Below are 12,574 nucleotides of genomic sequence, written 5' to 3' on the forward strand. Positions count from 1 at the left end.
TTTCCCTGTTTAGCCGGCACACGAAAGCTTCAAGGACGATTCGAGTGCTTGCCAACCGTTTTTTTTCGATGTAAAATACCGTTTAGCTTAACCTTATTTAAGAAAGGATTGTATATAGATGGCAAACGAATTTCGAGTTTGCGATGATTGCCAGGCAGTTAACTTGAAAACTCTTGTGCCAAAGCTGAAGGGCATCGATCCAGAAGCAAAAATCGACGTAGCCTGTCAGTCTTACTGCGGCCCTGGCCGTAAAAAAACATTTACTTTTGTCAATAACCGACCGGTTGCTGCTTTAACTGAAGAAGAACTTATGGAAAAAGTAAAGAAGAAGCTAAAGAGATAAAGATGAATCACCTGTCGGATGTTGGATAAGGTGATTTTTTGTTTAAGAAGCACCGGCTCCAGAATCGGTGAATGATTCTATGAACTTCGTTTCCTACCGGTATTTCTTCGACAAAGAGCACATAGAACGCCCCCTTTATTTCACTATATGCAGGAGAAAGAAGGTTTCTTCCTCCTATCTTCATAATTTCTTCGCTATAATTAAAATAATGAATAAGTATGAATAGGGGGGACAAAATGGAGTACGCAAAGAGCAAGCTGAAAGAAGAAAAAGTGTTTAAGGACCCTGTTCACCGTTATATCCACGTTCGCGATTTAGTTATTTGGGATTTGATCGGTACAAAAGAGTTCCAGCGGCTGCGTCGGATTCGTCAGCTTGGAACGACATATTTGACGTTCCATGGAGCGGAACATAGCCGTTTTAATCATTCACTAGGCGTTTATGAGATTGTTAGACGCATTGTCGACGATGTATTTGCAGAGCGTCCAGAATGGAACAGGGAGGACCGCCTGCTTTCGTTGTGTGCCGCTCTTTTGCATGATGTCGGACATGGACCGTTTTCACATTCATTCGAAAAAGTGTTTCAGCTCGATCATGAAGAGTTTACGAAGCAGATTATTCTTGGAGAAACTGAAGTGAATGCTGTGTTATCAAGAGTGAGTAAAGACTTTCCTAAACAAGTGGCAGAGGTCATTGGCAAAACTCATGAAAACAAGCTTGTTGTCAGTTTAATCTCGAGCCAGATTGATGCAGACCGAATGGATTATCTCCAGCGTGATGCATATTTCACTGGGGTCAGCTACGGACATTTTGATATGGAGCGCCTGCTGCGTGTGATGCGGCCGCGTGAGGATCAAGTTGTCTTCAAGCAAAGCGGGATGCATGCGGTAGAAGACTATATTATGAGCCGCTATCAAATGTATTGGCAAGTATATTTCCATCCGGTAACCCGAAGTGCAGAAGTTCTGCTGACAAAAATTCTCCATCGGGCGAAAGAACTGGACCGCCAAGGCTACGCTTTTACATATGCACCTTTGCATTTTTACTCCATCTTTCAAGAGCAATATAGTCTTGCAGACTACTTGAAACTCGATGAAGCGGTCATGCTGTATTACTTTCAAGTTTGGCAGGAAGAAAAAGATCCGATTCTAAGTGACTTGTGCCGCCGATTTGTCAATCGAGATTTATTTAAGTACGTCGAATTTGACCCTGCTAAAGAGTACCGCAAGCATAGCGAGCTGGAAGCATTGTTTAGAAAAGCCGGCATTGACCCGGAATACTATCTTGTGTTTGATTCTTCGTCGGACCTTCCTTACGATTTCTATCGGCCGGGAGAAGAAGAGGAGCGGTTGCCGATTTACTTGTTGATGAATACAGGGGAGCTGCGCGAACTATCACGTGAGTCGGATATTGTTGATGCCATTTCAGGTAAGAGACGAACAGACCATAAGTTATATTTTCCTGCCGATTTATTAAATGACGATTCGTCAAAACGCAATATTAAACGGCAAATACGATCCATTTTAGAAATCTGACGCCGGGAATGATACAGTGGGAGTTGAGAAAAGTTGTTAAAAGAGCATGCAAAATTGATGGGGGTCTTTGCGGCCTGCGGAGAAGTCATTGGGCGGAAAAAACTGCAAAAGATGATCTACATTGCGAAGAAAATTTCATTTCCTTTTCAGGAGAAATTTGAGTTTCATTTTTATGGCCCTTATTCAGAAGAGCTAACGCTTCGAGTGGAAGAATTATGCAACATGGAATTTATTGATGAAGTTAGAGAGAAAAAAGGCGGTTATTATCAATACCGTTATACGTTAACAGAAGAAGGCAAAGCTTTTCTTCAGCATGCTGAAGTAGACATACCGCATTTACAGGAAGCGGTCACAGAAATGAATAACCAAAGCGCCCGATTCCTTGAGCTTGTGTCTACCGTTCTTTACTTCGATGCACTGACGAGAGAGGAAGTAGCAGAAAAGATTTTTACATTAAAAAGAAAACAGCGCTACACCGAGGAAGAGATTGAAGAAGCTTATACTTATATTGAGCAGTTAAAAGCCCAACTGCAATAAGGAAAGCAAAACCCGATGCTAAGGAATGAGAAGCCTAGGCTGAGTTGATGAAATGATGATTTGCAGCCATGTAACGAGAGTGGCTGATAGCCTCAAGTCTTCAAGGAGCACGGAATGGGGCAATAAAAGAGCCCGCTTTCAAACGGACTCTTTTACCGATTAAGCCATTAATCTTCGTCACTGAGTCTTTTACCGGCAACAGCATAATGGTTTTTAGACATTTCTTCAATGAAAACCACTACTTTGTCCACAGAAGCGCCAGTTGTTTCCGTCACAGCGGCTGTCACTTTTTCGACAAGCGCCTTTTTCTGCTCTTCTGTACGGCCCTCTAGCATTTTTACAGTTACGTAAGGCATATTTCTTGGCTCCCTTCCATATGGTTCAATAACAATACAACCAAATTGTATGCTTTTCAAAGGGGACAAGCAATATATCAAGATGAAAATCTCTACTAAAATAAAATAAAGGGGTTTAACATTTGGACCGATTTTTAGCTTTTTCATTGCAGGAACTGCCGTTTGTCGTGATTACGCTCATTGTGGCCTTCACCTTCCATGAATTTGCCCATGCGTATGTTGCTCATAAATTCGGGGATGATACGGCAAAGAACCAAGGCCGGCTAACGCTCAATCCTGTTCATCATCTCGATCCTATCGGGACAATTTTACTTTTAATTGCTGGATTCGGATGGGCAAGGCCAGTACCGGTTGACCGCCGAAATTTTCAAAATCCCCGCCTTGCAGGAATACTAGTATCACTTGCCGGCCCTCTGAGCAATTTTTTAATTGCCGCCATTGCTTACGGAATTTTATTTTTTTCTGTTGGTGCAGGGCTGCCGCCATTTTTTATTGATCTGCTTAATATGATGGTTTGGCTCAATGTTGTTTTATTCGTGTTTAACCTGTTGCCGCTGCCGCCGCTTGACGGTTACCGGATTATCGAGGATATCGTCCCGCCATCTGTCCGGGTTAAGTTAACGCAGTACGAGCAGTATGGCACGCTAATCTTTTTGATTCTTGTCATTACACCGCTTTATCAATACACAATCCAGCCAATTTTTAGTTTTGTGTTGCCTTCCATCATTCAAGGCTTTAACACGATTTTTATGATACTGTTTGGTTAATGCGACTGTAAGAAAGGAGAATGTCTTATGGAAAAAAAGAAAAAGGTTGGCTTTAATATTATTAAAAATGATCCAACAGATGGTCACAAAGGCTTTGGAAAAGGAGCTCTTTCCCTGGAGAATGTTTCTCCAGTCTTTATCGACGTGGAGGAGAGAGAAGCCTTCATTGATGTAGGTGCTATGCACGCCCGCAGTGCTGTAGAAAAAGGAATTAAGTTCCTCTCAAACAAAGAAGAGGTTCCGGAAGGCGCCAAGCCATACTGGCTCGTCTGGGTAACGGTAGACCAGGGAGAGAAGGGCCCCTTCTATGCAGGTGTCACAGCGTGCGAGTTAACGGTCAATCGTGAAAAACGTCGCGGCTACAAGTCGCTTCCCGAACATGTGAATCGCATGGATAAATCGTTGAAAAGCCATGTGATTGTCGAACATATGGATGCTCCTTCGAAAGAGGTGCTGAAAGCTTTTTTACAAAATCATAATGCTGAAATGTGGGAAAACTCTTCTGCAAAGTTAAAGGAAGACTTAACAGATTGATTATCCTTTTATTCCCTTTTTAGTGAACAATATTTGAACGTTTTTTGAAAATGATGTTCACATCTTGCCCAATAACTAGAAAGAAAGTACACTTAAGGTAATGCATAAATTGCATAAGCTAGGACAAGAAAAAGCCCCGGACCGCACATCCGGGGTTTTTTCTTGTCCTATTTTAGTTAGGTGAGCGCATCATTTGACAAAGACAAAAAGGGTAAAAATAGTAGAGTTTTTGTCTAGAAAAGAGGAAATAGACGCTTCATCCAGCTTTCCTCGTTTTTCTTTTCTTTGGTTTTCTCTTTTTTCGGTAAATGATCCGTGCAGTATTCTTCTGGCTCGGTCCCTTCTATAAAATACATTTTTCTCGTTACTGGACAGTGGCTGCTCGCGATCTTTCCATTCTCCGGGTTGATATCTACGGCGATGACGCCTTTAGGCTTTGGAAATTTCTTCACCGCTTTGCCTCGGTGAGCATTCTCCATAAAACTGAGCCACATGTCTTTGGCATAATGCTTGTCCTCAACTTTCCTTATTTCCCTGCCATCGTCATATCCTGTCCATATGCCGGCAGCCAGCTGGGGAGTGAATCCGATCATCCAGTAATCATAAGTAGTTGACCCTGACTTGCCGGCGTAGGGACGTGTCATTTTCGGCACGAGCGAAGCGCCGGTCACACTAGCATAGCTACTTAGATTTTTGTCGAACATCCCGGTCATCATATGAGTGAGTACGGCTGTTTGTTTTTTATCAAATCGCTGCTCTTTGTCCGGTTTATGTTCGTAAAGAACCTCTCCGTTCGCATTCTCTACCCGCTGAATAAAAATAGGCTCTTCGTATTTTCCGCCGTTTGCTATGGTGGCGTAAGCATTCACCATTTCGAGCGCACGGACCCCGGATGTACCCAGTGCCAGTGACGGCAGTGGTTTTAGCTGGGTGGATATTCCAAAACGCTCTGCTGTTTTAACAAGGGTTTCCGGCTTTAAAAACAAGTGTGTTTTAACGGCATAAATATTATCTGAAACAGCAAGCGCCTGTTCCATGGTTACCTCTCCGTCAGCATAGCGTTGGTTAAAATTGCTTGGCTTATATACCTTTTGGCCATTATCGTACTGGAAGGCTGTTTTTTCGCTTGTTAGCCGGGTGGCGGGAGTATAGCCGTTTTCAAGTGCCGCATAATATAAAAATGGCTTAAATGTCGATCCTGGCTGGCGAATAGCCTGGGTTGCCCGGTTATAAGAGCTCTCGTTAAAGTCTTTTCCTCCAGCAAGAGCAGTGACAAAGTGTGTTTTCGGTTCAATGGAAACGAATGCGGGCTGAATGTCGGAATCGTCAGGAATCACTTTTTTAATGGTTTTCTCGGCAATGTATTGATGCTCCCTGTTTAACGTAGTGTAAACACGCAGTCCGCCAAGTGCAATGGTCTGTTCATCCACGCCTAGCTTATTAGCGAGTACTTGCTGGACAGCTTGCCGAAAGTAGGGAGCTGCTTCCGAATCGGTATGCAAATGCTCACCAATGATGTGCACTTTATCTGCAACTGCTCTCTGGTGTTGCTCAGGTGTAATCACACCACTCTCTTCCATTTCATTTAAAATTACCTTTTGTCGTTCTTTAGCCTTTGCTAGTGACGAAAGGGGCGAATAAATAGAGGGGCCCTTTGGTACGCCGGCGAGCATGCTGGCTTCTGCTAATGACAGGTTTTTTGCACTCTTGCCGAAATAGAATTGGCTGGCAGCTTCAATGCCATAGGCCCCGTGTCCATAATAAATTGTATTTAAATAACCTTCTAAAATTTGTTCCTTCGTATAGTTCATTTCAATCCGAACGGTATAGAGCGCTTCAGACAATTTACGCTTCCATGTTTTATCATGGGAAAGATACAGGTTTCGGGCGTATTGCTGGGTAATCGTGCTGGCTCCTTGAACTTTAGCCATGGCTTTCACATCAGCGACGGCCGCTCCTGCCATTCGTTTAAAATCAAAGCCATTATGCTCGAAGAACTTCTTATCTTCTACAGCAAGAGTAGCTTGAACAAGGTAGGGGGATACTTTATCAAGACTGACCCAATACCTTTTTTCCCCGGTATAGCTTTCACCGATCACCTGTCCGTCAGCGGCATAATAAATTGTAGACTGCGGGACGGCCACTTCCGGTTCGCCCAGCATCTTTACGTATAAAAAACCGGCTCCAATAAGCAGCAACAGGCCAGCCGCAGCAAAAAGACCGAGAAACAATCCTGCGCGTATCCATTTAACTGTTTTGTGATAGCCTGACAGGGTAATGACTGTCATATAAGGTTACCTGCCTTAAAAAGAATAATTACACATAGTATGAAAAAAATTCCTAATTTTTAAACGTAGTAGAGGGATATTTTCATACAGATGGAACCGGCGGAAAAAATAACTTGAATTTTTGCGGGATTCCACTATACTTTTTTCAGTGCAATTGGAAAACATTCATTTGCAGAAAGGAAGAGATGACATGAGCGAACTTTGGTATACAGAAAAACAGACGGAAAACTTTGGGATTACAATGAAGGTTAAGCGTACGCTTCATACAGAGCAAACCGATTTTCAATATTTAGAAATGATGGAGACAGAGGAATGGGGCAACATGCTGTTTTTAGACGGCATGGTTATGACATCTCAAAAAGATGAATTTGTTTACCATGAAATGGTGGCACACGTACCATTGTTTACTCACCCAAACCCGGAAAATGTTTTAGTTGTCGGTGGTGGGGACGGCGGTGTCATCCGCGAGGTGTTAAAGCATCCGGAAGTGAAAAAAGCAACACTTGTTGATATTGACGGTAAAGTAATCGAATATTCAAAGAAGTTCCTGCCTGAAATTGCAGGGGAACTGGACAATGCGCGTGTGGATGTACGTGTAGATGATGGGTTTATGCATATTGCTAAGAGTGAAAATGAATATGATGTAATCATGGTTGATTCAACAGAACCAGTTGGCCCGGCAGCAAGCTTGTTTACTAAGGGCTTTTATGCCGGCATTGCCAAAGCACTAAAAGAGGATGGTATTTTTGTTGCACAAACAGATAATCCTTGGTTCAAAGCAGATCTAATTCGTGAAGTACAGCGTGATGTAAAAGAAATTTTCCCAATTACACGCTTGTATACAGCGAATATCCCTACTTATCCGAGTGGTATGTGGACATTCACCATCGGCTCAAAAAAATATGATCCGTTGGAAGTGAGCGATGAGCATTTCCACGAAATTGAGACGAAATATTATACGAAGGAACTGCACAAGGCGTCGTTCGTTCTACCGAAATTTGTAAAAGATTTAACTGAGTAATCGGCTATTTTGATAAAAGAGGTGGGAAAGTTATGCGTTTTGATGAAGCGTATTCGGGCAACATCTTTATTGGTGCCCAGCAGGAATATAAGAACAGCCGGGTAGTCTTATACGGCATGCCAATGGACTGGACAGTCAGCTACCGTCCAGGTTCCCGTTTTGGCCCGGGGCGTATTCGTGAAGTATCAATTGGCTTGGAGGAGTACAGTCCTTATCTGGATCGCGAACTGGCGGAGGTTAATTATTTTGATGCGGGGGATATTCCGCTGCCTTTTGGCAATGCAGCAAAAAGTCTGGATTTAATCGAGGACTACATTGACAGTCTATTAGCAGACGGAAAATTTCCACTTGGCATGGGCGGCGAGCACCTTGTTTCCTGGCCGGTCATGAAGGCTATCGCAAAAAAATATCCTAATCTGGCAATTATTCATATGGACGCCCATACAGATCTCCGTACAGAGTATGAAGGCGAACCGCTTTCCCACTCTACGCCAATCAGAAAGATTGCTGAATTGATTCATCCTGAAAATGTTTACTCCTTCGGTATTCGTTCCGGAATGAAAGAAGAGTTTCAATGGGCGAAGAAAAATGGGATGCATATCTCTAAATTTGAAGTACTTGAGCCGCTGAAAGAAATTTTGCCGAAGCTTGCTGGCCGGCCGGTATATGTCACAATTGATATTGACGTTCTTGATCCAGCTCATGCTCCGGGAACTGGAACGGTGGACGCAGGAGGAATTACTTCCAAGGAATTGCTGGCGGCTATCCATGCAATTGCCCATTCCGAAGTGAACGTTGTTGGCGGTGACCTTGTAGAAGTCGCTCCAATCTACGATCCTTCCGAACAAACGGCCAATACTGCCGCTAAGCTAATTCGTGAAATGCTGCTTGGCTGGGGCTTAGTGAACAAGGCAAAGTAAGAGCCGTTCGGTTAGAGAGAATAGAATGAGACGTTGTACTCAATCAGGGGAGGCCGATTGGTTAGCCTTCTAAAATAGCACCCGGCATACGAGATTGCCGGGTGCTTAATTCTTTTGGGAAATATAATTAAAAGTCTTTTCTATCATTGAGGCGGTATTCATCTAAAATGCCCATCTCATCAATATGGCGTCGGGCTTGCTCGTCGCCAAATTTATAAATCAAACCGTAAATGGCGATAAGCGCCCGGTCATACTTATCATTTTTTTCTTTGTAAGAATAATCGAGATAAGGAACATGAGCGCGGACAAAGGTTTCAATCTCAGCTCCATATTCTTCTTCAAAGACACGCTTGATAAAAGCGGCCTCCTGATCAGTGGCTTCTATTCTGAAATTGCCTTCACTTGCAGCGGTGGGCAACACTTCTTTACTGGCAGGATCTACATAGTATATTCTTTTTACCTCTTCCATCGTTCAACAACTCCAATCCCTTTTTCTATTGATGTACCACAAGTGATCCCCCTTTAATCATGCATTCAGCGAAATTTAAACGATGTCCATTGCATTTTTAAATAAACATTTTTATACTTAATAAGTTATAAGGAAGAATTTTTAAAAGGATGTGAACAGCTTGGTACAGAATCCGCAAGCATCTGTTCCTGTCGATATCCATTTAACAACAAGCATTGAACATGAGGGAGAGAAGGAAGTTTTTGAATTTATGCTCTCCGGGGAATTTCAGGAAAAGAATGGGTCCTTTTTTTTGAAGTATAATGAAGTTCAAGAAGAGGGCACGATTCAAACGATTGTGAAGTTTTCTGACAAAGGCGCTGTTATTTTACGCAGCGGTGCTATCAAGATGAGACTGCCGTTTAACGAGAAGGAACAAATGAATGGTTCATACGAGAGTCCTCAAGGCACATTGGCTATGTCAACTCGAACAAACAAGCTGTCGCACAGCCATACATACAAAGAATCGCAACTTGAAGGAGCGCTCCAGCTTGACTACCATTTGCTTATGCAGGGAATAGCAGTGGGCAGTTATACACTGGATCTTACGTTTAAAAGTACATAGAGAAACGTTTCATAGGAGGAACATAACAAGGGGCATTTCCCATTCTTTAAAGCATCGAAGAATATCGAGGAGGTATCATAGAAATGAACGTAGCAGAGAAGGTACAGGAGGAGTTAAAGGCGGAAGTAAAGGCGGCAGTGTTGAAGGCCGGTTTAGCTCAGGAAGAAGAAATTCCCGTTGTAGTATTAGAAACGCCAAAGGAAAAGGCACACGGTGACTATTCAACGAACATGGCGATGCAGCTGGCTCGCGTGGCGAAGAAAGCTCCGCGTGCCATTGCAGAAGAGATTATTGCTCACTTTGATCTCTCAAAAGCCTCCATTGAAAAAATTGAAATTGCTGGTCCTGGCTTTATTAACTTTTATATGAACAACGCGTATTTAACCGACCTGATTCCAGTTGTATTAAAAGAAGGCGGGGATTATGGAAAAACAGACGCTGGTCACAATGAAAAGGTTCAAGTGGAGTTTGTATCTGCCAACCCAACGGGAGATTTGCATCTTGGTCATGCCAGGGGAGCCGCTGTCGGCGATTCTTTGTGCAACGTGCTTGAAAAAGCCGGTTACAACGTTACCAGAGAATATTACATTAACGATGCTGGCAACCAAATCAACAATTTGGCTTTATCTGTTGAAGCCCGCTATTTCCAGGCGCTCGGCCAAGACAAGGAAATGCCGGAGGACGGTTACCACGGTCAGGACATCGTTGGCATCGGAAAAAAGTTAGCTGATGAGTTTGGTGATAAGTTCGCTGCAATGACGGAGAAAGAGCGATATGAGGCATTCAGGGAATATGGCCTGAAGTATGAAATGGAAAAGCTAAAAACTGACCTGGAGAATTTTCGTGTTCCATTCGATGTTTGGTATTCGGAAACTTCCCTTTACAAAAATGGAAAGATTGATGAAGCGCTTGCTGCCTTACGTGAAAAAGGCCATATTTATGAAGAGGATGGGGCGGTTTGGTTCCGCTCAACGGCATTCGGGGATGACAAAGATCGCGTTTTAGTGAAAAATGATGGCACCTACACCTATTTAACGCCAGACATTGCATATCATAGAGACAAATTTGAGCGCGGCTACCAAAAAGTAATCAATATTTGGGGAGCCGATCACCACGGCTACATTCCACGAATGAAAGCAGCGGTAGAAGCACTTGGCTATAATCCGGATAATTTAGAAGTTGAGGTTATTCAACTTGTTCATTTATACAAAAACGGCGAGAAAATGAAAATGAGCAAACGGACCGGAAAAGCAGTAACGATGCGGGAGCTTGTTGAAGAGGTTGGATTAGATGCTGTTCGCTATTTCTTTGCTATGAGAAGCGGTGACACACATATGGACTTTGACCTCGATCTGGCTGTATCTGAGTCAAATGAGAATCCTGTCTACTATGCACAGTACGCACATGCCCGTATTAGCAGTATTTTGCGCCAGGGAGAAGAACAGGAGATCACAGTTAACAAAGAAGCAGACTTGTCACTCATCGGTGCTGAGAAAGAGATCGACTTGCTAAAGAAAGTCGGCGATTTTCCACAAGTGGTGGCGGAAGCTGCTGAGAAGCGTATCCCGCACCGTATTGCTAACTATATTCAAGAACTATCCGCTGCGTTCCATAGCTTCTATAATGCGGAAAAAGTGTTAGATCTAAATAATAAACAATTATCTGAAGCTCGCCTTGCTTTAGTAAAAGCTGTACAGATTACATTAAAAAATGCTCTGCAGCTTATTGGCGTATCCGCACCTGAAAAAATGTAAAGAAAAAGCTTGCCCTGCAAACTGCAGGGCAAGCTTTCTTCTATTACAAAAAATCCTTCAATAAATGGGCAGCTTTTGTTTTCACCTTTTCGCTAAAAGTGAAAGGGTACAAATCTTTTATTGCAAGCGGTCGGCTGTTTTTTAGATCTTCCTCAAGAAAAGGCCGAATTTGATGAATGAATGCCTCACTGTAAATAAAACAGTTACACTCAAAGTTGATGATCTGGCTACGGGCATCAAAGTTTGCTGTGCCAAGATCACATACCTTATCATCGAAAATAATAATTTTCGCGTGGTAAAACCCGTTTGTAAATGATTGAACACGGGCATTTGGAAAAAGCAGCAGCTCTCTTAAAAATGGCCAGGCAGCTTCTTTTACAAGCGGATGATCTTCATTACCGGGAATCAGAACCGTAACACAGACACCACGCTCCAGTGCGCGGAGGAGCTCATCAAAGATAGGCTTCGTTGGAATAAAGTAAGGCGTTCCAATAAAAATAGAGTGCTGGGTGTGCTGGATGAGATTGATTAATTTTTCTTGAAGATTTCCGTTTCCAGAAGGGAAAATAACATGTTCCACTCCGCTTTCGCTTTCCAAATCTGTCTCCACTTGCCGAAGATGAGGACGATTCTCCTGGTTCCAATCAGCAATGAACTCTGCTTCTAAATCAATAACACTGCGACCTGTTAAGCGTAAATGGTAATCCCGCCATGGAGAAAGCTGCGGGTTTTTGCTTTTATTTATATATTCGCGACCGACGTTAAAGCCGCCAAGATAGGCAACTGTACTATCAATGACGGTGATTTTTCGGTGATTCCGCTGCTGAAGAGTAAAAAAGAAATAAGGAAGCCGGGGTTTACCAAAAAAGCTCACTTGTACGCCGGACTGTTTTAAATCATCCAGATGGCGTCTTTTTACTTTTAAACTCCCATGCCAATCCATGAGTAGATATACCTCTATGCCGCTGCTTGCCTTCTCTTTCAATAGGTGAAAAAACTCTCGTGTAACACTATCGTCTTTTACAATATAAAAAAGGCAGTACACACGTTTACGAGCATTTTTTATATCGAAAAAAAATTGCTGAAAAAACTCAGGGCCGCTGCAGATAAAATCAATCGATCCCCTTCTCTTTGGGTACGTTCGCTGGAAAGATTGCCTTTCTGCGTTTTTTTGGCCGAAATAAAGATCCAGCCCAAGCCATGAAGCGAAGAGAGCGAGCCAGAAAAGTATCCTCATGAATCTTTTTCCTCCTTAAAGAAAGCAGCATTACTTCTATGCTTCCCAAAAAGAAAAAAAGACTCTCATAGGAATTGCGTAAAAAATATTTTAATTAGAGGTTGACTGAATGCTCATTCATAATATAATAAAGGTATAAACATTCTGAATAGTAATACTGTTTTTGCAAAGGGGTAAGAAGCAGCTACTTTAGAAAGGAGTGGGAAGGG

General features: G+C 42.8%; 13 protein-coding genes. 9 read left to right on the forward strand and 4 right to left on the reverse strand.

All coding sequences use genetic code 11. From position 1 onward, the window contains the following. The first annotated feature begins 118 nt into the window (after positions 1–118). The 3 genes from MKZ02_RS03815 (at position 119) to MKZ02_RS03825 (ending at position 2,415) form a co-directional block, all read left to right on the forward strand. A complete protein-coding gene (locus tag MKZ02_RS03815; protein WP_340851945.1) occupies positions 119–343 on the forward strand; it encodes a DUF1450 domain-containing protein in 225 nt (74 codons plus the stop codon). 236 nt (positions 344–579) lie between these two features. Beyond that, positions 580–1,878 carry an HD domain-containing protein gene (locus tag MKZ02_RS03820; RefSeq protein ID WP_120035374.1) on the forward strand — a complete coding sequence of 433 codons (1,299 nt, stop codon included), beginning with the start codon at positions 580–582 and terminating at the stop codon, positions 1,876–1,878. A 33-nt stretch (positions 1,879–1,911) separates the two neighbouring features. Next, positions 1,912–2,415: a YwgA family protein gene (locus MKZ02_RS03825; RefSeq protein WP_120035372.1), complete on the forward strand. Its 504-nt coding sequence runs from the start codon at positions 1,912–1,914 to the stop codon at positions 2,413–2,415. Between the two features lie 167 nt (positions 2,416–2,582). Here MKZ02_RS03825 and MKZ02_RS23970 read toward each other — a convergent pair whose 3' ends face one another. Continuing rightward, positions 2,583–2,918: a 2-hydroxymuconate tautomerase gene (locus MKZ02_RS23970; protein WP_259455636.1), complete on the reverse strand. Its 336-nt coding sequence runs from the start codon at positions 2,916–2,918 to the stop codon at positions 2,583–2,585. Here MKZ02_RS23970 and MKZ02_RS03835 point away from each other — a divergent pair. After that, positions 2,894–3,538 carry a site-2 protease family protein gene (locus MKZ02_RS03835; protein WP_120035370.1) on the forward strand — a complete coding sequence of 215 codons (645 nt, stop codon included), beginning with the start codon at positions 2,894–2,896 and terminating at the stop codon, positions 3,536–3,538. The genes MKZ02_RS23970 and MKZ02_RS03835 overlap by 25 nt on opposite strands. 27 nt (positions 3,539–3,565) lie before the next feature. Beyond that, the gene (locus MKZ02_RS03840) at positions 3,566–4,072 is read left to right on the forward strand and encodes a YwhD family protein (RefSeq protein ID WP_120035368.1); all 507 of its coding nucleotides are present in this window, start codon (positions 3,566–3,568) and stop codon (positions 4,070–4,072) included. A gap of 233 nt (positions 4,073–4,305) precedes the next feature. Here MKZ02_RS03840 and MKZ02_RS03845 read toward each other — a convergent pair whose 3' ends face one another. Next, positions 4,306–6,360, reverse strand: coding sequence for a transglycosylase domain-containing protein (locus MKZ02_RS03845; RefSeq protein ID WP_340851947.1), 2,055 nt, complete (start codon positions 6,358–6,360; stop codon positions 4,306–4,308). A 190-nt stretch (positions 6,361–6,550) separates the two neighbouring features. Between MKZ02_RS03845 and speE the strand changes: the two genes are divergently transcribed. Both speE and speB read left to right on the forward strand, forming a co-directional pair. Next, complete coding sequence (gene speE, locus MKZ02_RS03850) at positions 6,551–7,381, forward strand: spermidine synthase (protein ID WP_120035364.1); 831 nt, start codon at positions 6,551–6,553, stop codon at positions 7,379–7,381. A 32-nt stretch (positions 7,382–7,413) separates the two neighbouring features. Further along, positions 7,414–8,301: an agmatinase gene (gene speB / locus MKZ02_RS03855; RefSeq protein WP_340851948.1), complete on the forward strand. Its 888-nt coding sequence runs from the start codon at positions 7,414–7,416 to the stop codon at positions 8,299–8,301. A gap of 127 nt (positions 8,302–8,428) precedes the next feature. Here speB and MKZ02_RS03860 read toward each other — a convergent pair whose 3' ends face one another. Next, complete coding sequence (locus tag MKZ02_RS03860; protein ID WP_120035360.1) at positions 8,429–8,770, reverse strand: hydrolase; 342 nt, start codon at positions 8,768–8,770, stop codon at positions 8,429–8,431. A 160-nt stretch (positions 8,771–8,930) separates the two neighbouring features. Between MKZ02_RS03860 and MKZ02_RS03865 the strand changes: the two genes are divergently transcribed. Beyond that, positions 8,931–9,374, forward strand: coding sequence for a DUF1934 domain-containing protein (locus MKZ02_RS03865; protein WP_340851949.1), 444 nt, complete (start codon positions 8,931–8,933; stop codon positions 9,372–9,374). An 83-nt stretch (positions 9,375–9,457) separates the two neighbouring features. After that, a complete protein-coding gene (gene argS, locus MKZ02_RS03870) occupies positions 9,458–11,128 on the forward strand; it encodes an arginine--tRNA ligase (RefSeq protein ID WP_340851950.1) in 1,671 nt (556 codons plus the stop codon). Positions 11,129–11,171: 43 nt separating this feature from the next. Here argS and MKZ02_RS03875 read toward each other — a convergent pair whose 3' ends face one another. Further along, complete coding sequence (locus MKZ02_RS03875) at positions 11,172–12,365, reverse strand: phospholipase D-like domain-containing protein (RefSeq protein ID WP_340851951.1); 1,194 nt, start codon at positions 12,363–12,365, stop codon at positions 11,172–11,174. Positions 12,366–12,574 lie beyond the last annotated feature (209 nt).

Origin of the sequence: Pseudobacillus sp. FSL P4-0506 (assembly GCF_038003025.1) — a bacterium.
Classification (GTDB): domain Bacteria; phylum Bacillota; class Bacilli; order Bacillales; family Domibacillaceae; genus Pseudobacillus.

Excerpts from the sequence above, each read along its gene's own strand:
- MKZ02_RS03820 (WP_120035374.1), top strand. The coding sequence starts at position 580 with ATGGAGTACGCAAAGAGCAAGCTGAAAGAAGAAAAAGTGTTTAAGGAC.
- MKZ02_RS23970 (WP_259455636.1), bottom strand. The coding sequence starts at position 2,918 with ATGAAAAAGCTAAAAATCGGTCCAAATGTTAAACCCCTTTATTTTATT.
- MKZ02_RS03845 (WP_340851947.1), bottom strand. The coding sequence starts at position 6,360 with ATGACAGTCATTACCCTGTCAGGCTATCACAAAACAGTTAAATGGATA.
- speB (WP_340851948.1), top strand. The coding sequence starts at position 7,414 with ATGCGTTTTGATGAAGCGTATTCGGGCAACATCTTTATTGGTGCCCAG.
- MKZ02_RS03875 (WP_340851951.1), bottom strand. The coding sequence starts at position 12,365 with ATGAGGATACTTTTCTGGCTCGCTCTCTTCGCTTCATGGCTTGGGCTG.
- speE (WP_120035364.1), top strand. The coding sequence starts at position 6,551 with ATGAGCGAACTTTGGTATACAGAAAAACAGACGGAAAACTTTGGGATT.
- MKZ02_RS03815 (WP_340851945.1), top strand. The coding sequence starts at position 119 with ATGGCAAACGAATTTCGAGTTTGCGATGATTGCCAGGCAGTTAACTTG.
- argS (WP_340851950.1), top strand. The coding sequence starts at position 9,458 with ATGAACGTAGCAGAGAAGGTACAGGAGGAGTTAAAGGCGGAAGTAAAG.
- MKZ02_RS03860 (WP_120035360.1), bottom strand. The coding sequence starts at position 8,770 with ATGGAAGAGGTAAAAAGAATATACTATGTAGATCCTGCCAGTAAAGAA.
- MKZ02_RS03840 (WP_120035368.1), top strand. The coding sequence starts at position 3,566 with ATGGAAAAAAAGAAAAAGGTTGGCTTTAATATTATTAAAAATGATCCA.